We start from the raw sequence: 20,721 nt of genomic DNA, 5'->3' as shown, positions 1-20,721 counted from the left end.
TTAACGCATAGGCTCAATGACCTCGTAAAAATAAAATCTTATGGGGCTGCCAGCAAAAATTGTTTTAATTCCTCTAAATTATGTTTGAGAAATATATATACATGGCCCGGCGCACTCAATTGATGTCGAAAATGATGACCGGACGTATTCTGTTACTGGGTAATATCGAAAACCCAATCAACTTTGAACACAACACTTATCCTTTTCGCCAGGATAGTAGCTTTCTATATTATATCGGAATCAAGAGCCCTAAACTGGCCGCTGTACTAGATCCGGAAAATGGCGAAACAATCTTATTTGGCGACGAAATGTCCATTGATGATATCGTCTGGATGGGGCGGCAGGAAACCTTGGCTGAAAAAGCCAGTCGAGCAGGGATAGATAAAATTCGTCCTTTTGATCAGCTCTTCGAGTACCTGCTTCACTTGGGTACGCGATGTACTATACATTATCTTCCTCCATATCAGTCCCATAACAAATTGCTGCTCGAACAATTGTTAAACTGTCCGGTCAACAAGCTGTATCCATCTATTTCCCTTATACAAGCGGTAGCTGCACAACGCAACATTAAGTCTGCTGAAGAAATTGCCGAAATAGAGAAAGCCGTTGATGTCGCAGTGGATATGCACCGGCTTGCCATCCGCATGGCAGTCCCTGGCTGTTTTGAGTATCAGATCAGCAATGCCATGCAACACTTTGCTCAAGACCAGGGAATGTGTTTCTCGTACCCGCCGATTGTAACAAAAAGAGGCGAGATCTTACACAACCACATGCAATTTCATCAGCTTCATGATGGCGATATCCTTCTTAACGATTCAGGCGTAGAAACACCGTTGGGTTATGCTTCCGATTTAACCAGGTCTTTTCCAGTAGGCAAGCGCTTCACTTCATTGCAAGAAGACATGTATCATATTGTACTACATGCTTTTAAAACAGCAGAACAGTTGTTAACACCCGAAGTTGGTTTCAAAGATATCCACCTAAGAGCTTGTGAGGCATTGGTCGAAGGATTGAAACAAGTGGGGTTTATGAAGGGCAACGTCCAGGACGCTGTGGCTAACCATGCTCATGCCCTATTCTTTCAATGTGGACTAGGGCATCTTCTCGGCCTGGATGTTCATGACATGGAAGATCTAGGCGAACAGTATGTGGGCTATACGGCTGCTGAACCAAAGGATACAAACACTTTTGGAATTAAATCCCTGCGACTTGGTAAGAAATTAGAAATAGGTAATGTGCTCACCGTCGAGCCAGGAATTTATCTTATCCCAGAACTCACCCAACTCTGGGAGCAGCAGAACTTACATCGAGATTTTATCAATTATGATTTTCTAAAAAAACACCTTGGATTCGGTGGCATCCGGATCGAGGATAATTATGTCATCGAAAAAGATGGTGCTAGACGTCTCGGCAAATATCTGGAACGGGAACTTCAGGAAATCTATCAGCTTAAGGACCAATATTTAGATTAGATATATGAACGCATGTAACGATTTGAAAAAATGAAAAGAAATAGAGCTTTTATCGTATTCTTATTGTCTGTAATCCTGTATTTTCCACATCCGGCCAATGCTCAAAGACTCTGGGCCGAATATGGGGATCATTACTATGAATTTTCCGAAAAGGGAATAGAGACTGTAGACCCACGAAATAGGACAAGAACGATTTTTTTACCCCAACAATCGCTGATCCCTCAAGGAACAAATAAACCGATAGAGGTCGAAAACTTTACCATTTCCAAGAATAAGGAATTTATATTAATCTACACCAATAGCAAAAGAGTCTGGCGCGAAAACACGCGCGGAGACTATTGGATCTACAGCCAACGTTCAAAACAGTTAAGACAGCTGGGACAGCAGTTTCCCGCCTCCCAGCTGATGTTCGCCAAGTTTAGCCCGCGAAATGATAAGGTGGCCTATGTAAACAAAGCGGATCATAACATTTACATCGAAGATCTGACAACTGGAAAGATTACAGCGGTCACCACAGATGGTACTGACCGAATAATTAACGGCACATTCGACTGGGTATATGAAGAGGAATTTGGATGCAAAGATGGTTTCAGATGGTCTCCCGACGGTCTCTCAATTGCCTATTGGAAGCTCGATGCCCGCCATATCCGCAACTTTTTAATGATTAATAACACAGATAGCCTTTACTCCTATACTATTCCGGTAGAATATCCGAAGGTCGGACAATCTCCAAGTTCATGCTCTATCTGGATATACGAATTAACCAACAGTCGAAATAACCAGGTCCTTATTCCAGGCACTCCAGACCAAAATTATGTTCCACGAATGGAGTGGTGTATGGATAGCAAACAGCTCATCCTACAACAGCTCAACAGGAAACAAAACGAAAGTAAGATCTATACGGCTTCTGTCACAACGTATGAAGCTCAGCTCATATATCAGGAAAAAAGCGATTCTTGGATTGATATTAAATCCAGATGGAATAATAATGATCCTGCTGGCTGGGACTGGATTCAGAATGGAAAAGCATTTATCTGGGTATCTGAGAAAGATGGCTGGCGAAAAATATATCAGATTGACCTGAAAGGTAAGGAGAAACTGATCACCCAAGCCGATTACGACGTGATCAACCTTGACTTTCTTGATCCAAAGGGAGAAACGATTTATTTCACAGCTTCGCCAACAAATGCAACTCAGAAATACCTATATAGTGTACCTACGAAAGGAGGAATCCCAAAGAGACTAACGCCGATGTCCTATGAGGGAACTTGCGATTATGATATTTCAGCGGATGGCAGCATTGCACTTTTTAGATTCAGCAATCGTGCTGAACTCAAATATGATGCCGTAGTTGCCCTACCTAGCCATCAGGTGTTGACGGACTTTGAACTAAAACGCCAAAAGAAAACAAGCGAAGGTATAGCAGAGTTCTTTAAAGTAAAAACCGCAGACAGTGTGGAACTGGATGGCTGGATGGTTAAACCACTCAACTTTGATCCCAGCAAAAAATATCCAGTAGTATTTATGGTCTATGGTGAGCCGGCGTCGCAAACGGTGCTAGACAATTTCAGCGCGGGCTACAACAGTTTGTATAAAGGAAATATGGCCCAGGACGGTTACCTCTATATTTCGCTCGACAACCGCGGTACGCCTTCCCCTAAGGGCAGTTCATGGCGCAAAAGTATCTATAGAAAAATCGGACTGCTCAATATACGTGACCAAGCGCTGTCGGCACAGGAAATACTGAAATGGCCCTTTGTGGACAGCTCGCGCGTAGCCGTATGGGGCTGGAGCGGAGGTGGTTCCAGTACGCTTAATCTACTGGGACAATATCCACAGATCTATAAAACAGGCATAGCCATTGCAGCGGTCGCGAATCAGCTGCTTTACGACAACGTCTATCAGGAACGTTATATGGGATTACCCCAGGAAAACAAGGAAGACTTCGAAAACGGCTCGCCTTTAAAACACGTTAAAAATATCAGAGGAAATCTCCTCTATATCCATGGGACCGGCGACGACAACGTACATTACCAAAATGCAGAAGTCCTGATCAATGAGCTTATTAGAAACAATGTGCAGTTTCAGCTGATGTCTTACCCTAACCGGAGCCATTCCATTAGCGAAGGCGAAGGTACACATGAACATTTAAGAACATTATTTACGAACTATCTAAGATTACATTGTCCTCCGGGCGGCAGGTAGACCTTCTAAACAATATTGACAAATGAAACGATTATTATATGTATTGGCAATCATCGGTATATTAACTGCAGACTTCCGGACGTCTTTAGCACAGCTAATGGAAGCAAAAAGTGAATTCACAAGAGAGGACTCATTGCGGGGAAATCTTACCCCCTTGCGGACTTGTTATGATATTCAATACTATCACCTGGATGTTAAAGTTGACATCGACAATAAATTTATATCCGGTTCAAACCTCTTCCGATTTAAGGCCACATCAGATTTCAAACGTCTTCAATTCGACCTGTTTGCAAACCTTAAAATCAACAAGATCGTATATAAAGGCGCAGAGCTTCCATTTACCAGGGAATATAACGCTGTATTTGTAGTCTTCCCTACCTCAATAAATCGGGGAACAGAGGATGAATTTACTGTATATTATGAAGGGCACCCTACAGAAGCAGCGAGGGCACCTTGGGACGGCGGTTTTGACTGGAAGAAAGACAGCAACGGAAAACCTTGGGTAGCCACTGCATGCCAGGGAATGGGAGCCAGTGTGTGGTGGCCAAACAAGGACCATCAATATGATGAAGTTGATAGCATGTTGATTTCTGTGGCTGTTCCAAACGAGGTGATGAATGTGTCCAATGGGCGCCTCGTAGACAGGGAAAAATTGCCGGGCGGCTATACGAAATACTATTGGAAAGTCACTAATCCGATCAATAACTACAACGTTGCCATTAATATTGGTGATTATATCCATTTCAAAGAAAAATATAAAGGTGAAAAAGGTCTCTTAGATGTGGATTATTACATCTTGCGGGAGAATGACATCCCTGAAAAAAAAGCTCATCTTCAAAAAAACGCGAGACAGACCCTGGAGGCTTTTGAGCACTGGTTTGGCCCATATCCTTTTTATGAAGACGGCTATAAACTTGTCGAAACACACCATACAGGTATGGAACATCAGAGTGCCGTGGCCTACGGCAATCATTATCAAAATGGATATCGGGGCAGGGATGATTCAGGAACGGGCTGGGGGCAAAAATGGGACTTCATTGTCGTCCATGAGTCTGGCCATGAATGGTTTGGTAATAATATCACTTCCGCCGATCTAGGTGACATGTGGATTCATGAGAGTTTTACCAACTACTCTGAAGCATTATTCATTGACTATTTCTATGGAAAGGAAGCCAGCCAGGCCTATGTACACGGCATCCGACGAGGTATCCGAAACGATGCACCCATTCAGGGCCCTTATCACGTCAATAAAGAAGGCTCAGGTGATATGTATCCCAAAGGAGGTGTCATGCTGAACATGGTGCGTACCATCATCGACGACGACAAGCAATGGCGTTCCATCCTCCGGGGCCTCAATAAGAGATTCTACCACCAACAGGTTGATTACAAAGATATCACCACCTACATCAATCAGACATCGGGAATCGACCTATCCAAAGTATTTGAACAGTATGTAAAACATGCCTCCATTCCTACCCTTGAAATCCAGCAAGATACCAAGGGTAAAATCCTGGGCAGGTGGATAAGTGATGTCACTGGATTTCAAATGCCTATTCACATCGGAATCAGGGGACAGCAAAGGCAACTGATACAGCTGGATCAACAGTTTCGGGAAATTAAGATTCCGGGACTCAGCAAAGAAAATATTGATGTCGACACATTCAATTATTACGTCGGCCTGCTGATAGAATAGCAAATCGATAAGTGCTGTCATCAGCGCATAACGTATCATAAATAAAGGCTGCACTGTACTTTACAGGCAGCCTTCGTAGTATATAATAATTAAAATGGGTACGTTAATCTTCTCTTCCTTTTTTATAAGCGAAATAGAAAGCAATGGGTAAAATGGAAAAAGAAAGAATCATACAGATAATCAGTCCGCCAACAATCATGATAGCCAACGGCTTCTGGATTTCCGAACCCATCCCGTTTGATAGTGCTGCAGGAAGCAATCCCATCGCACCCATCAGCGCAATCATCAAAATAGGCCTGATCCGGCTTTTTACAGCCTCATAAATCGCCGCCTTCAGCCCCATTTTGTTTAATAAATTCTCCTTCATAATTCCAATCAGTACAATACCATCTATTGTTGCTACACCAAACAGGATAATGAACCCAATACCTGCAGATATTCCGAATGTCGTACCTGTGACCCACAAAGAAACAAAACCACCGATAAATGCGAAAGCAAGAGTTAATGAGGAAATCAGCGTATCTTTCAAATTCCCAAAGTTGGCATATAACAGCATCAAAATTAGAATCAGGGATATGGGAACAACCCTGATCAGCTGTTTTGTTGCTCTCTCCTTGCTCTCAAACTCACCGGCCCAAACCACCTTATAAGATTTCGGCAACTTAATATCGCGCTCAACCTGCTCCTTTGCATCAGCAATAGTGCTACCCAAGTCTCGTCCCTCGATATTAAAACCTACCCCAATATAACGCGAGTTCCCCTCTCGATAAATAAACGCCGGCCCGGTGTGATAATCAATGGTAGCGATCTCCCGTAATGGGACCTTCTGCTCATTCATCGTCGGGATAATGATGTTACCAATTTTCTCAGGACTGTCGCGATAGGACTTCTGAAAGCGTAGACGTACATCAAATATGCGTTCATTTTCATAAAAATGCGTCACTGACTGCCCTCCTATGGTCATTTCAATAACCGATTGTACATCTTTCGTCGAAACCCCATATTTAGCCATCTTCGAGTCGTGTAACTGAATACGGAGCTCGGGCAGACCTATGTTTTTGAACACATTAACATCGGTAATACCATCTACGCGTTTGAGCGACTCAGCAAACTTATTGGCTTTGTTCTCCAGATCCTGCAAATCCTCACCAAAAATTTTGATGACCAATGGGCTTTTCACCCCAGCTACATATTCTTCCACATTGTCTTGAATGGGCTGACTAAAGCCAAAATTAATACCCGGAAAAGTCTGCAAGCTATTACGCATCTGACTGATCAGTGTTTCTTTAGTGATCTTTCGCTTCCACTCCCCCTCGGGCTTGAGTTCAATATTAAATTCTATATTAAAAAAGCCCGTTGGGTCCGTACCGTCATTGGGTCTCCCTGTTTGCGTCATGATAAAATCTATTTCATCGAACTGCCCCAATAACTTGGTTTTCATACTTTTGGTAAGCTTAACAGATTCTTCCAGATTGACGCTATTCGGTAGGGTTGCGCGCACATAGATAGCCCCTTCATTCAGTTTTGGAAGAAATTCTGAGCCATAATGGCTAAATCGTATGGCGCAGATTACTAAAACCAAGGCGAAAATAGACAAAGTCCATTTTGGATGATCAAAAGTCTTTCTGAATCCCTTAAAAATAATATGGCGGCTATATTTCGTGATTTTGTTTTCTTCTTCTTTAATATTCCCTTTTAAGAGGTACTTGCACATGGCTGGCACGTATGTCAAACTCAATACCAAAGATCCCAGCAGAGCATATCCAAGCGTAAAGGCCAAAGGTGAGAACATTTTACCTTCAACTTTCTGAAAGGAAAAAATTGGCGTAAGGGCGACAATCAAAATTAACAGCGCAAAGAAAATATACCCGGCTACCGACCCTGCACTTCTTTTGATAATTCCAAGCTTCGCAATTTTATTAAAACGGGCGGTTCCGAGTCGATGGGCTTCTTTTTCCAGCGAAACAAAAACTGTTTCTACAATAACGAGCGTGCCCTCCAGCAATAAGCCAAAATCCAGCGCCCCCATAGAAATCAGATTCGCTGGAAGCCCCTGTATTTTCAACAAAATGATTGCAAATAGGAATGCGAGGGGAATTACAGATGCCACTATAAAGGTGGTTTTCCAGTTGTTCAAAAAAATAAACACGATGATAGAAACCAGTATTACCCCTTCAATCAAGTTCTTTGATACCGTATGGACCGTATTGTTTACCAACTTGGTCCTGTCGATCACCGGTTCGATCTTGACATTCTCTGGTAGGATCCGCTGATTGAGCTCTTGAATTTTATCTTTGAGACGAGCGACCACTTCGGAAGGATTCTCGCCACGGAGCATGATCACGATCCCTTGAACAAGATCGTCGTCCGCATTGAGCCCCACCTGTCCAAGCCGGGGCTTTGCTCCCAACTCAATCTCTGCCACATGTTTAACCAGAATAGGCGTATTCCCCACCACCTTGATTAGAATATTACCGATATCTTCAATTTTGTCCAATAAACCTACTCCACGCACGACATAGGCCTGATTTCCTTTCTGTATGACATCGCCCCCTACATTTATATTCGAACGGGAAACTGCTTCATAGACGTCCAAAGGTGAAAGATTGTAATTGGCCAGTTCGGTGGGATTTATTTTTATTTCATAAATCTTTTCTTCGCCGCCGAAGCTCACGATATCTGCCACACCGGGTACACCGACAAGCTCCCGCTCGATCACCCAGTCCTGAATAGCAGATACTTCCTTGATCGGAAGATCACTCTTAACGACATAACGGAAGATCTCGCCAGTAGCTCCAGAAGGAGGCTCGACCGAACTCTCGGCTCCTTCGGGCAATTCAATTGAACGCATTTTGTTACCCGCATATTGCTGGGCATAAAAATCTGTCACCGTTTCTTCAAACTGAACTGTCACCACCGATAGCCCAAACAATGAAATAGAACGCACCTCGGTTTTTCTGGGTATTGTGTTCATCTCCTTAGTCACCGGCAACGTCACAAATTTTTCAATTTCTTCCGCGCTACGTCCCGGCCATTGAGTGATGATCCGAACACGCGTATTTGTGACGTCCGGAAAGGCTTCAATCGCCGTGTGCAAATAGGCATATATACCGCCGAATAAAAGCACAAGTGTAAAAAAAAGGACGACCAAAGAATGTTTCAATGAAAATGAAACAATATTTTGTACAACTTTCTTCATGCTATCTACTCATCAATTCATCAAACACAATCAGTTCATTTTCAGTAAGCACACGGTCTCCTTCCTGCAGTCCATCCTCCACAAACGCATAGCTCTCATTTTCAGAAACAATAACGACCGGTTTGACCGACATCTCGCAATCGCCTCTGTATGTCACCACATAATTCTGGTTATTATACAAGATGATAGCATCCTTCGGAATAGCTAATAACAACCGCCCGCTGCTCGCCGAAGCTTTTTCAACAAAAACATCCACGCTCATCCCCGGCTTCAGCCTTAAATCTTTGTTCGCCATTTTTACCCTCGCTTTAACAACACGTTCATCTGGATCAAAAAAATTGGCGATCTGATCAATATACCCTTCAAAGTATTCGCCTTTATAGGCTAAAGTGGTCACCCTGACCCGAGCCCCGTTTTTGACAAATGGTAAATTATTAGCGTAGATGTTAACTGCTACCCATACTTCATTCAGATTGCTGACGGACAATAGATCGACATTGTCATCCACTGTCATACCCGGACTGACTTTCTTATCGACTATATATCCCGATTTCGGAGCCCTGATATAAAAAGTTCCGTTTTCTGATGATCCGTTGAGCAATTGCATATTTGACTTCACATGCTGGATGCCTATATTCGCAGCTTTCAATTCGTTTTCCATTTCATCCACTTCGCGCTGGGAGGCCATGCCATCTTTGAGCATGCTCCGCAAGGTATTCAGCTTACTAACGACCAGCCGCCTGCTGTTTTCCAATTCGCGTAGATCCTTTGCAAGGTCATTAACGGAAGTACCTTTTAGTGTAATCAATACTTGTCCCTTCGTGACAAAGTCCCCCATCTTCACCGCCACAGATTGCACAATCCCCTGAACCGGTGTCTTTAGTACAGCGAGCTCGTCTTGGTCGTATTGTACCGCCCCATTTAAAGCGATCTGTTCGGAGACAGCTCTTTTTCGAATCGAATCGATTTTAATGTGCTGCTTGAAATCGTCGTTCAGACAAAATCTTTTCATCTGTCTGTCAGACTTCTCGTTTTCCTGTTCGGATTGACAAGCTATTAGTAAACCTACAAAAAAGACGAAGTATAGTGCTCGGTAACGCTTCATTCTAATATATCCTTTCCAATTAAATAAATGAGTTCTTCTTTATACTGAAGATATTTCGCACAACGTTCAAGAATTGCCTCTTTGTTTTCCATATAATTGTTGATGAAATCCGTAAATTCGACGATGGTAAGTCTCTTTTGCTGAAAGTTGCGTACGTAGCGCTCAAGAGCAGTATCCAACCTTTGGGCAAAGGTGCTATCGGTGGATTTCAGGCTTGTCTCGAGAGCACCAAGACGCGCTGTTAAAAAATCTATTTCCCGTTCGATGTCAAGACGGAACTGCTCGGCTTCGACTTTTTTCTTTTCAATTTCCAGCTGGGCGATTTTGATATTGCCCTGATTACGGTTAAACAGCGGAAGATCCATGCTTACACCGAATCCCACAAAATCGCGCATGATATTTCCGCCACGGTCGTAATTCATGGATACTTGTAGATTAGGGACCCGTTCCGCCCGCTCTATTTCGAACTGCGCTTTTCCCTTTTCTAGTTCATTGCGAACCATTTTGTAGTCGCTCCTATTTTCGAGTGCTGTCAGCTTCCATTCGCCTGGTTTAGCTTGGACAAAATCCGGCAAACTCAATGTGTCGGTGATGCAAAGCATCTTAGCCTGATCACCGAGGTATTGTGCAACTGCGTTTATTTTCTCTATCTTTTCTTGATGGATTTCGGCGAGCTTATTCCTAAAGGCCGTCGCCTCACTTTGGATACGCAGGTAATCCATTTCACTCACGTTCCCCTCCTTCCATTGGTGCTGATAAGATGCACTGATCCGTTCAAATATCTCCATCTGACCATTGTATAACCGCTCTTTCGCCTGCATCACCTGCAAATCCAGCATTTGGTTTCGGAGATCATAACGAAGGTTCCGGAGCAACTCTTCAAATTGAAGTCTGCTGTCTTCTTTTTCCAGGAGCTGCAATTGGACTCTTTTCTTTCGTTTTCCGGCTGTTTCGATCGTCTGTTCCAGCTCCAGTGCGACTTGCTGATATTTGCCATAATTTCCTATGAGTGACGAAAAAGATTCACTGGATGGATTTTTCCAAAGGTTAACCTCCGAAATGGAGACTGTCGGGTTGGGCCATAGCTTTGCCTGCAATATAGCAGCTTCTGCTTGTTTAAGATGAAAGCGCTTGGCCAGCAACGTCAAGTTGTGCTCGAGAAACAGCTGCTCCACCTGCGATTTCGTCAGGCAATCTGTCCTTGGTTCCTGAGCGGATAGATAACTATTGAATCCAAGAAAAAAAATTAATGCAATCTGTATTTTTCTCACGTTGTTCTGATTTTGCACAAAACTAAACGACCAAGATTACAGATGACTTTAAGATAAATTAAAGTTTGATTAGAAAAGGTTAGAGAACGATTAGAGTTTTGGAAAGAAAAGTGAAACGGTAGTTCCGGAATCATCCGAATCAATCTCAAATTCTACTCCCTGGTCTTTAAAAACGATCTGCGCAAAGGATAATCCGATACCACTGCCCTTGATCTCACCTACGTTGGAGGCACGGTAGAAAGTTTGTTTTATCGCTTCCAGTTCGGCAGGCGGAATACCGATACCATGATCAATAATCTGCAATGAAAGCCGATCCGACAATGTCATTAACCGCACGAGCACTTCTTTACCATTTCCATACTTCAGCCCATTTTCGATCAGATTAGAAAGTGATAAAGCGATGAGCATTTTGTTCCCACGACAGTTAAAATACATTGGATCACTTACCTGCACATCTATCCTTATCGGAATTTGAAATGTCTGTTTAAACTTGGCTACGAGATCCCACACAATCTCATCAATTCGAAATACCTCTTGTGACCGCCCCACTGTCCGATCTTCCGTTAAGAGTAAAAAATTGCTGATCAAGTTATTCAAAAAATTGACATGTTCGGTGATGGTGTTTACCAGCTCCTCGTATTCTTCCGGACTTCTGGCCTTGCCCCCAAACACTTCCATTGATCCCAAAATACCCGCTAACGGCGTGCGGAATTCATGCGAAACATAACTCACAAAGTTCCTGCGGATGATCATGTTCTCACTGATTCTTCGTAGGAGCGCATTATAACTTTCTACGAGATCCTGCAGTTCATCTTTACTCTTAACAACAGTAAGCGGTTGTTGTATAGTATTAAGGTCCTTGTTTCGAATTTCGTGAATAACATTCCGGATCGGCAAGTAAGCATATTTTCCGAGCCAGATTGAAAATAATATTATACTGATCCATGCCACAAAGAAGACTAGTGTGAGTGTGATGAGCAAACGGTTTAATTGGTGATTGAAATCGGTTTTTGGCTCCTTAACAAAAACAAAAAAATCCCCCTGATTGTCGGGATAATACAGTCCAAAATAAAAGTTATCGTCTGTTTTAAAATAAATAGTCTTTTCCCTCTTTAGTCGTGCGAGCAGATCCAGCTCAATTTCGTTGTCTTGACGAAGACCACCGTAGCTTATCTTACCTTCAGCATTAAAAACCGCTACCATCGCCCGTTTGACAAGGCTTTCGTATTGTTTTTTGGACTCCTGATGTTTTAAGGGACTCTGCTCATCCGCCTCCAGATAATAAATACCCGCAATTTTTGCGTTTTTTTCAAGCGAATTTATAAGGTATCGTTCCGACGAATTGTAAAATAACCAGTAAATGACTATCGCTGCCAGTCCAAATATAATAGCAATCGCCAGGGATGAGAAAAAAGCCAGTCTGGTCTTCAGATTCATAATTAATCCGTTTTAAGCATGTACCCCACACCTTTGACTGTCTTGATCAATGAAGCCTCGCCATCAGGGTCGATCTTGCCTCTAAGATAGGATACATATACATCAACTACGTTAGTATTATTGTCGAAATCAATTCCCCAGACAGCCTGAAGTATGGCTGTACGCGAAAGCGTTTTATCACGGTTTTCAATTAAAAATTTAAACAGCTTAAATTCTTTGGGAGACAAGTCAACAAGTTTGCCATTCCTATATACCTCATATTTCTCAAGATCTATTTTAAGATTACGAATTTCAATCAAATTCTGTTTGGTCATGCTCTTATAACCATCTCTCCGGACTAGGGCCCGAATACGGCTAACCAGTTCTTTGAAAGCAAAAGGTTTGACTAAATAGTCGTCTGCTCCGCTCTCCAGCGCCTCCACCTTGTCCTCGACTTCACTGAGCGCGCTTAAAATCAAAATCGGAATCCGATTTTTTCGATAACGTATCATTTTGGTAAACTGAATCCCGTCAATACCCGGCAACATGACATCAAGCACGATTATATCCACCGAATCGGCGCTAATCCACTCCCTGGCAGCTTCTGCAGATTCCACTAAGATCACCTGATACCCCATTTCCTCGAGGCCCTTCACAACAAAGCTGCTGATACGACGATCATCTTCCACTAAAAGTATCTGCATAGACAAACTCTTTATACAAAAAAGAAATTATTAATTGCTATATCCCATGATGAGATCTTACAAGTATACAAAATTACCGATAAAGTCCACCAGTATTCAACGGCAAGATGGGCAACAACCCTAATAGCGCCTCAACTATTTTTTTATTAGATTTTAAAAAAAATTTGCAAGTGTATAAAATACACTGTATATTTGTACCATCATAATTTAGGTTTATAATTGGTTATTTAAGGTTTTCATTCTCCCCGTTTGAAAACCTTTTTTTTATTCTATATCGAGCATATCTAGCTTTCAGCACGTATGTAAAGTTATTCGTTGTAACAGATCTACAGTAATTGTCGTAAAAAGTTCGAATTAAGATTCCTACCCCTACTATCCGATTGTTTGACGCATTTTCCTCAATTAGATGATAAACAGGTCGTAGATAATTGAATTGGTATCGCCTTTCTGTCATATGCAATTAGGAAAGAATTGCCGCTTATTTGTCGTTTGACTTCGTAAGGTACGTGTATAATGTCACATAAAGCATACAGATGCTTGGAATTTGTTGCATTAATTGCTTTATCCATAGAAAATCGAGACATCAAAAAAAAATAAAAATAAAGTTGCATAGTGTAATAAATACACTTACCTTTGTGGTATCATAATTTAGGTTTATAATTGGTTATTGAAGGTTTTCATTCTCCCCGTTTGAAAACCTTTTTTTTGTCAGAGCCAAACCTTCATCGTTCGTAAATACACAGAATATATAGCAGTAAAACATAAAGTGCCGGCCGAAAGCAGCCGGCACTTCACCTGTATAATGTTGTCGTTTCCGAACTACATTTTGTAATACTGTTCCCATCCTCTGGCCGGCGGTGGACCTGCCAACAATGCATTAGCAAATTTATCATTGCTGATTTCTTTCTTGACCGGATCAAAAACAAGCTTCGAATTCAGTCGCTGTGCGATAACTCCCAGGCAAAATACTTGGCTCAATGGACCGGCTATTTCAAAAGCAGACCTGGTCCTCTCCTCTCCCCTGCACGCTTTTAAGAAGTTAGCAAAATGATTTGAAGGGGATTTTTGCACATCGGGTAGGCGCGCTTCCATTTCTTTAGCTTTTGCCTCGGGAATAATCTGTAATATACTTGCGTGAGACCCGCCCTTGAATGTCAGGTCTTTTCCATAGATGATCTTACCGGGATTTAATTTTGCTGGCTCAAGTTTTCCGGTACTCGGTGCCGGAATATTGGGATCAAGCCCCGAAATGCCATAACCCTCTGGTATAGGTGGCAGGTTATCCAGGCCATCATACCAGTTGATATCCACTGCAGGCATTTTTTTTCGCTTGGGAAAGTGGAATTTCAAGGTGGAAGACATGGGGAAAAAGTAGGAATTGTGGCCATCCAGCTTCACTGCGGTAATTTCTGTCGGCAATCCAAGGTCCAGGAATTCGTGTGCTGTATCTAAAATGTGCGCACCCCAGTCTCCGAGAGCGCCCATTCCAAAGTCATACCAGCAGCGCCATTGCCCGTTTACAAAATCCTTGTTATAATCATGCCCCAAAGTCTGCATCTGCCAAAGCTCCCAGTCCAACGTTTCTGGCACCGTCTCTGCAGCCGGAAATCCTTTTATATTGATATTCCAGCCATGCCATCGACGAGGCATGTTCATATGGGCATCGATACGTGTTACGTCCTTGATAATACCTGCTTCTTTCCAAGCCTTGAATTGAAAATAGTTTGCCTCGGAGTGCCCTTGATTTCCCATCTGCGTGGCAAGTTTAGGATTTCTACGTGCCTTATCAGTCATAAGTTCGACTTCTAAGAAGGTCCGGGCCATCGGTTTCTCTACATAAACATGCTTACCAAGATCCAAGGCGAGCATAGTTATGGCAAAATGGGAAAAATCAGGCGTACCGATACTAACAGCGTCAATCTGATTACCGACTTTATCAAACATCACTCTAAAATCGCTGAACCTAGGTGCGTCAGGGAACATCGCGAGGATCTCCTCTGTGTGTTTAGCCCCCAGATCCACATCGCAAAGCGCAACAATATTACAGAGCCCTGTTTTATATAACTCTTTTATGATCTCCGCAGCGCGGTTTCCCAACCCCACACAGGCAAGGTTGACTCGTTCATTGGGTTTTGCAAGACTCACTTTACCCAGCACACTATTTGAAAGCATGACTGCGCCAGCTGCCATGACAGATTGTTTCACAAAGCTTCTGCGTGATAAATAATGGTTCATATCGTTTATTGTTGGTTTGGCTTATTAATTTTTATACTACGAAACGAAACACGGTCTCCATGATCCTGCAAAAGGATAAATCCTTCCTTGGCTTCACCAAAATTTTCCCAGTCTTTATATTTGCTGATAGCTACCAGATCCCTGAATTGTTTCGAACCTCTCTCATAGGTCAGCATTTTGATTCCGTTTAGGTAATGCTCCACTTTATTGTCAGCAGTTACGACTATACGTCCGCGATTCCATTCACCGATTGGCCTGCGGGCGCGTGCATCGCGATTGGAGGTAATTAGATCATACAACGAGGCTAAAGTACGGTTTCCATCTCTGCCCAATTTCGCGTCGGGATGAAGTGCATCATCCAATACCTGATACTCCAGTCCAATAGCTGACCCCTTGGATTTCTCCTTTAGCGTCACGAAATATTTCACCCCGCTATTGGCGCCGGCGCTGAGCTTAAATTCAAAAGAAAGGTCGAAAACAGTATATTTATCCTTTGTGACGATATCGCCACCATTCGTCGATTCGCCCCCATCAGATTTCAGGACTGTCAGCTGACCATCTTTAACTTCCCAACCACGATCAGGAAATTTGTCTCCATGAATACTTCGCCAACCGTTACTTGTCTTGCCGTCAAATAATAACTTCATACCTTTTTTCTTTTCGGCATCCACAATTTCATTCGGTTTTAAATTCACGATATAAATATCGTTTGGAAAGCCTTTAGATCTAAGGTCGCTAGTCTTAATCTTGACATTTTTGAAATACACCTTCTTTCCATCAAGCTCTGCTGGAATACTATGCACCTGCAAACCGATAAAACCGGCTCGGTCAATGGTATCCACAACATAAGATACAGGAATATCGTTGATCCACGTGCGCAGTTCATCCCCAATCGCTTCAATGCGTACATGATTATATTCCTCTGGCCTGTAGGCTTTCTTGGCGTTTTCGTTAAGATCCAAAGGATACAGCCAGCCTCGGCGCGCTTCATCATATATACCTCCCGTCCAAGCACGGTCAGACGGATCTATCTCAACTTGACGGCCATATACGCGACCTCGGCCTTCATTTGCTTTTGGATCCAAATGGCTCCGTGTCTGTATTCCCGAGTTCGTTTGACTACCCTCAAGCTTAACATCGAGTTCCAATATAAAGTCGCCGTATTCTTTTTCGGTAATTAAAAATGAATTTGGTGTACCTTTTGTCATGCGCCCGACGATAGCATCGCCTTCTACGGTGTAAGGGGCTTTTCCGCCCACAGCTTTCCAACCATTTAACGTTTTTCCGTCAAAAAGATTTGTCCATCCTGATTCTGTGTCGCCATGGGACTGCGCATACGATAATGGAATATTGCTCAGTGCCGCTACCATTAGAACAGTCTTGATTAATGTGTTTCTTCTCATTGTAATAATTATTTCTGGAGCATCTTGCCCGGTTTATTTATTAAATATTGGTTGTTTAGTGATCAGGATACATCCCATGTCGGCTTATCAGCGTCACAGCTGTATACCTAAATTTCTTTTATCAATTTGAGAAAATTCCCGCATGAATAACGATTGGTTATTATCCTTGTTTTGCAAAACAATATATTAATTTATATAAGCTAAATGAACCAAATTACGTGATTTATTTACGAAAACGTTTGAAACAATTGGACACTCAACACCAGAAATATAGTTTCAAGCTTTGCAAGACAATAAACGGATAAACTGGTACAATGAATATAAACATGAGCATAACGAAAAAGAAACTATTATCATGAGATGGATTATGCAGCTCGCCTTTTTCATGGGTTAAAGCCTGATTTATGAGTATACACGCAACCGCTTTTGCTATAAGCCGTCCCAAAAGTAGCCAATGTGTACCTTATTGTAAGAACCATATCAACACCATTTTTTGTGTCGCGAAAAATAAAATCAAAACAATCAGTAAAAAATTTGGAGAATACAAAAATTATACACAACTTTAAAGCACAAGAAGTATCCCAAACTAGGCTACAAAGGAGATAAAGGAAATTTTTTTATTTTAAAACAACGGTTTCATTTCAGATTACCCTGTATATCGAAATCAATGCCAGTTTTTTTTGCAGAAAAAACTTCACTTAACATATAAACAGTAGCATTTTAAATATGACAACCGATCCTATCAAGGTGTACGCAGTAGTGTCTAAAGAAGTTAAAGAAGATCCAGATATATTCACTAATCTGGAAGGTATTTTTTCAACTTATGAAAAAGCTCAGGAATATATCGATCATTTTTTTGGTGACGCCAAATATGGCTATCGTACTATAATAGCCACTATTCTAGATCCTTTTCAGGAAGAGATCAAAAATAATGAATCATATTACAGTATCTCTTCACAATTGATTAATAACAAATTAGAAATTGAAATCTGCAAAACTTCCTTTGCTGTTATTCTGTGCGAATTAGGTCAATTAAGGGTGGAGGAAGCAACGGATGAAAAACCTCTTGAGATAAACCTACATTGTTTTGCTATATCCGAGGAAAAAGCGATAGAGAAATTTCATCAGCTGGTTGATGACTATGCGGCGAATAACAATTTGTATTTTCAAATCAATCCATACCGTATCGTTAGTTCTGATCAGTGTTATTAATACCCTTAACGCATATACGAGTGAGGTAAATCCATCCCAGTCAGAAATTAAATTTCCTCCTAATTTCACTTAAATATTCTGGTGTAAAACCTAAAAAAGAAGCAATTAGATATTGAGGAACACGTTGGACAAATTCGGGGTATTTGTGTAAAAAATCGCGGTAAAATTCCTCCTTTGAGAGCGAAAAGAAATACTTGACACGCATCTGAGCAGCCGCATAAGCCCTTTGGTACACAAAACGGAAATAACGTTCCATAACGGGAAACGTAGCAAGCAACTTTTCCTGATTATCAAGACTGATATACAGTATTTCTGATTTCTCGACCGCCTGAATGTAAAAACAACTCACCAATTTGTGTTCGTAAGCAATGTTGTCGGTGATCCACCAGTTTTCTATCGCAAACTCAGTTGTTTGCTCTACTCCTTTCTCATTTACAAAAAATTTGCGCAATATCCCTTTTATTACAAAATAATGAGATCTGCACACTTGCCCTTCTACTAACAGATTTTCTTTTTTTGCCACTGACTTGTTTTGAAAAAATGTTAATATATCTTCAAAAGCATCATCATCTATTTGAATGAATTTTGTTAAGTGTGCCCTGAATGCTCCGGCTCCGGCTGTCCTGTTATGATCCATGATTCTTTGATGTAAGTTAACACAAAAGTTTGTCTCAGCAAAATACACACTGAATAAACAAGCATGATAACGAATCTTGACAGCTTGCACCGAGCCCTGATTCAGCGGGATGTCTACAAAAAATCAGCTCACCACTTGACAGGTAAGCTGATTCGCCTTTAACAGTTTAACAGAATTATTAGAAACTAATACTGTAAGTATAACGATGATATTCCTGTTTTCTGTATAACCTCGTTTACTTTTTGACTTCATTTGCCTGATCTCCGATCCATAGGCTCCGTTAAGGTATTGCCAGTTAATCGACAACATATAAGACCTCATGCGCTTCTGTCAGCAACGGCACTTCCAAGTTATGCAACATCTTGTCCAACACCACCTCGGAAAGAGGATACGCACGTTGGTTATTCTGGTTTCGCCACTGATCATAGGGTCTTTCGATATAGACCAGCTTTATGTACGCCCGATAACTGACAAAAAGATCGATTAGCTGTTTACGCATCATAGATGTGATATTTGTCGCGTTCCATACGAAATTCTGCCCGCGGCGCAGATAACCCTTCGCTTGCTCTTTCGCCTGTTGGACAACCCATCCATTTCTTCTTCTATCAGTCGGATCTATACAGTGTTTGCGGCGGATGTCGTCAAGACTGATAACGGGCACATCTTTAGGAAGCGTACTGATATAATGATCTTTACCCATCCCCGGCAAGCCTGATAACACGATTACTGTAGATCTAAAGCGATCAAAAGGTACATAATCCACGTAACCTTCTTCCCTATTGAAATAAGTAAACCGTGCATTCGAACTTGTAAAAACACGCGGTGAATGCCAACACGCCAGCTCCTTGACATATAATTCAAACAGTTCAAGAGCCTCGAGCAATCCACGCTGATCCTGACAAATCCGACCCTTTACGTCTGCTTCCGCCAGCAGTTTTAGTTCAGCCATATCGAGCTGCAAGGAAGCTTGCAGTGCTCTCTTCATGGGATCCACCTTGTCCAGCAACCATATAGGGAGCCCATGATAATGTACCAACGCCACAATTTCCTCCCGCAAAACGAAAGGCGTCTCGACGTCCCGGAATAAAATTTGCCGTGCTGTTTGCGCTCCCTTTCGCGCATGGCCCGGCGAACTAATCCGTCCTTGAGCGTCGATTAATGTTGTTGACCGTTTCTCGACGTCATGTAAAAGAGCAGCAGCCCATAAAACTTCCTGCCGTTGAATGCTCATCCTTTGATAGGTCTTTGAGTGCTGCAATTGCTCCAAGACCATTTGGGTGTGAATTGCTACATTGCCTTCAGCATGATGTACCGGATCTTGAGCGACATACTGCATATCGCGTATCCATGAAAACTGATCATGCAGACTCTGCCAATTTTTATTATCTGTTATTTTCCAGTCCATTTTTTGAATTCCTTTCCCAGATGAGCTTTGTTCTTTTCCATGACTTTGACCAATGCTCATCTGTCTGCACATGACCTTGTCGAACGTACTTAAATACGTTATGATTAAATTCCGAAACAGAATAACCGTCTGTATTCCGGCAGACAATCCCTTCACGGGTACAGTACTGCCCAGTCCTTGGATCGATAGACCCAAATACCGAACCCCGTGCTGCAAAAGTTTCAATAATATCCTGTAGCCGTATGGGCGTCAAGTCTTTCACGATATCCACTCGTAATACGGGGACAGTCGGCAGATCAAATAAAGCAGCATAAAATTGAACTTCATCCCAAGAAAGCCACATGTCTTTGATGCGAGCAGCAAATACGTAATAGTAATGTTCTAATTTGATGTATTCAATGGAGTGGACGGCATAAAGATTTTCTCCGAAAAACTCCAGGTCCCCCAGATCATTTTTTAATCTTCCCCAGTGTTCCCGTAATGCCGCCGTCCACGGAGAGATTGTCGGAGCTGCATGCGAACGTGCAAATACCCCTCTTTTAGATAGACAGTTGTTTTCCCCATCAAGTTTCTCTGTATAGAGCAAACCCGGGAAGGATTGGATATCTGTCCAATATTGATGATTGAAACGATCGTCACTGCTTGTTCCGGGAGAAAAAGGAAAATGGTAGGTACGACCATATTTAGTTGATTCCATCTTTTGATAAATAAAATAATAATACAACGATATGAGTATAGCGTATAGGTTCTCTTAACCATTTTGG

General features: G+C 42.1%; 14 protein-coding genes. 4 read left to right on the top strand and 10 right to left on the bottom strand.

Going from position 1 to position 20,721, the window contains the following annotated elements:
- Positions 1–80: 80 nt before the first annotated feature.
- From FGL37_RS15785 to FGL37_RS15775, 3 genes are read left to right on the top strand one after another with little or no spacing between them, the layout of a single operon-like run.
- Positions 81–1,472 (top strand): aminopeptidase P family protein, encoded by a 1,392-nt coding sequence (locus tag FGL37_RS15785; RefSeq protein ID WP_028069063.1) that lies wholly within the window; start codon positions 81–83, stop codon positions 1,470–1,472.
- Positions 1,473–1,502: 30 nt separating this feature from the next.
- A complete protein-coding gene (locus tag FGL37_RS15780) occupies positions 1,503–3,677 on the top strand; it encodes a S9 family peptidase (RefSeq protein WP_028069064.1) in 2,175 nt (724 codons plus the stop codon).
- Positions 3,678–3,699: 22 nt separating this feature from the next.
- On the top strand, positions 3,700–5,370 hold the full coding sequence (locus tag FGL37_RS15775) for a M1 family metallopeptidase (RefSeq protein ID WP_028069065.1): 1,671 nt from the start codon (positions 3,700–3,702) through the stop codon (positions 5,368–5,370).
- A gap of 103 nt (positions 5,371–5,473) precedes the next feature.
- Here FGL37_RS15775 and FGL37_RS15770 read toward each other — a convergent pair whose 3' ends face one another.
- The 7 genes from FGL37_RS15770 to FGL37_RS15740 form a co-directional block, all read right to left on the bottom strand.
- On the bottom strand, positions 5,474–8,569 hold the full coding sequence (locus tag FGL37_RS15770) for an efflux RND transporter permease subunit (RefSeq protein ID WP_028069066.1): 3,096 nt from the start codon (positions 8,567–8,569) through the stop codon (positions 5,474–5,476).
- 1 nt (position 8,570) lies between these two features.
- Positions 8,571–9,581, bottom strand: coding sequence for an efflux RND transporter periplasmic adaptor subunit (locus FGL37_RS15765; RefSeq protein ID WP_160169466.1), 1,011 nt, complete (start codon positions 9,579–9,581; stop codon positions 8,571–8,573).
- 89 nt (positions 9,582–9,670) lie between these two features.
- Entirely contained in the window at positions 9,671–10,945 is a 1,275-nt protein-coding gene (locus FGL37_RS15760; protein WP_051606608.1) for a TolC family protein, read from the bottom strand.
- A gap of 90 nt (positions 10,946–11,035) precedes the next feature.
- Positions 11,036–12,382, bottom strand: a complete 1,347-nt coding sequence (locus tag FGL37_RS15755; protein ID WP_028069067.1) for a sensor histidine kinase — start codon at positions 12,380–12,382, stop codon at positions 11,036–11,038.
- Positions 12,383–12,384: 2 nt separating this feature from the next.
- A complete protein-coding gene (locus tag FGL37_RS15750; protein WP_028069068.1) occupies positions 12,385–13,065 on the bottom strand; it encodes a response regulator transcription factor in 681 nt (226 codons plus the stop codon).
- A gap of 819 nt (positions 13,066–13,884) precedes the next feature.
- Positions 13,885–15,300, bottom strand: coding sequence for a Gfo/Idh/MocA family oxidoreductase (locus FGL37_RS15745; RefSeq protein ID WP_028069070.1), 1,416 nt, complete (start codon positions 15,298–15,300; stop codon positions 13,885–13,887).
- Positions 15,301–15,305: 5 nt separating this feature from the next.
- Positions 15,306–16,703, bottom strand: a complete 1,398-nt coding sequence (locus tag FGL37_RS15740; RefSeq protein WP_028069071.1) for a 3-keto-disaccharide hydrolase — start codon at positions 16,701–16,703, stop codon at positions 15,306–15,308.
- Positions 16,704–17,429: 726 nt separating this feature from the next.
- On the opposite strand from FGL37_RS15740, the gene FGL37_RS15735 reads away from it, so the two are divergent.
- Positions 17,430–17,915 (top strand): hypothetical protein, encoded by a 486-nt coding sequence (locus FGL37_RS15735; protein WP_037532512.1) that lies wholly within the window; start codon positions 17,430–17,432, stop codon positions 17,913–17,915.
- Positions 17,916–17,955: 40 nt separating this feature from the next.
- Here the strand turns inward: FGL37_RS15735 and FGL37_RS15730 are convergent, their stop codons facing one another.
- From FGL37_RS15730 to FGL37_RS15720, 3 genes are all read right to left on the bottom strand, one after another.
- A complete protein-coding gene (locus FGL37_RS15730) occupies positions 17,956–18,642 on the bottom strand; it encodes a Crp/Fnr family transcriptional regulator (RefSeq protein ID WP_232048715.1) in 687 nt (228 codons plus the stop codon).
- Positions 18,643–18,847: 205 nt separating this feature from the next.
- Positions 18,848–19,957 carry an AAA family ATPase gene (locus tag FGL37_RS15725; protein ID WP_028069073.1) on the bottom strand — a complete coding sequence of 370 codons (1,110 nt, stop codon included), beginning with the start codon at positions 19,955–19,957 and terminating at the stop codon, positions 18,848–18,850.
- The gene (locus FGL37_RS15720; protein WP_028069074.1) at positions 19,935–20,654 is read right to left on the bottom strand and encodes an RNA ligase family protein; all 720 of its coding nucleotides are present in this window, start codon (positions 20,652–20,654) and stop codon (positions 19,935–19,937) included. The genes FGL37_RS15725 and FGL37_RS15720 overlap by 23 nt, the downstream gene beginning before the upstream one ends.
- Between the last annotated feature and the right edge of the window lie 67 nt (positions 20,655–20,721).

This window comes from Sphingobacterium thalpophilum (assembly GCF_901482695.1).
Classification (GTDB): Bacteria; Bacteroidota; Bacteroidia; order Sphingobacteriales; family Sphingobacteriaceae; genus Sphingobacterium; species Sphingobacterium thalpophilum.
Note: the sequence above shows the minus strand (reverse complement) of the source record. Positions and strands in the feature narration are given on the sequence as shown.

Excerpts from the sequence above, each read along its gene's own strand:
- FGL37_RS15720 (WP_028069074.1), bottom strand. The coding sequence starts at position 20,654 with ATGGAATCAACTAAATATGGTCGTACCTACCATTTTCCTTTTTCTCCC.
- FGL37_RS15770 (WP_028069066.1), bottom strand. The coding sequence starts at position 8,569 with ATGAAGAAAGTTGTACAAAATATTGTTTCATTTTCATTGAAACATTCT.
- FGL37_RS15780 (WP_028069064.1), top strand. The coding sequence starts at position 1,503 with ATGAAAAGAAATAGAGCTTTTATCGTATTCTTATTGTCTGTAATCCTG.
- FGL37_RS15765 (WP_160169466.1), bottom strand. The coding sequence starts at position 9,581 with ATGAAAAGATTTTGTCTGAACGACGATTTCAAGCAGCACATTAAAATC.
- FGL37_RS15735 (WP_037532512.1), top strand. The coding sequence starts at position 17,430 with ATGACAACCGATCCTATCAAGGTGTACGCAGTAGTGTCTAAAGAAGTT.
- FGL37_RS15750 (WP_028069068.1), bottom strand. The coding sequence starts at position 13,065 with ATGCAGATACTTTTAGTGGAAGATGATCGTCGTATCAGCAGCTTTGTT.
- FGL37_RS15740 (WP_028069071.1), bottom strand. The coding sequence starts at position 16,703 with ATGAGAAGAAACACATTAATCAAGACTGTTCTAATGGTAGCGGCACTG.
- FGL37_RS15785 (WP_028069063.1), top strand. The coding sequence starts at position 81 with ATGTTTGAGAAATATATATACATGGCCCGGCGCACTCAATTGATGTCG.
- FGL37_RS15745 (WP_028069070.1), bottom strand. The coding sequence starts at position 15,300 with ATGAACCATTATTTATCACGCAGAAGCTTTGTGAAACAATCTGTCATG.
- FGL37_RS15775 (WP_028069065.1), top strand. The coding sequence starts at position 3,700 with ATGAAACGATTATTATATGTATTGGCAATCATCGGTATATTAACTGCA.
- FGL37_RS15755 (WP_028069067.1), bottom strand. The coding sequence starts at position 12,382 with ATGAATCTGAAGACCAGACTGGCTTTTTTCTCATCCCTGGCGATTGCT.
- FGL37_RS15725 (WP_028069073.1), bottom strand. The coding sequence starts at position 19,957 with ATGGACTGGAAAATAACAGATAATAAAAATTGGCAGAGTCTGCATGAT.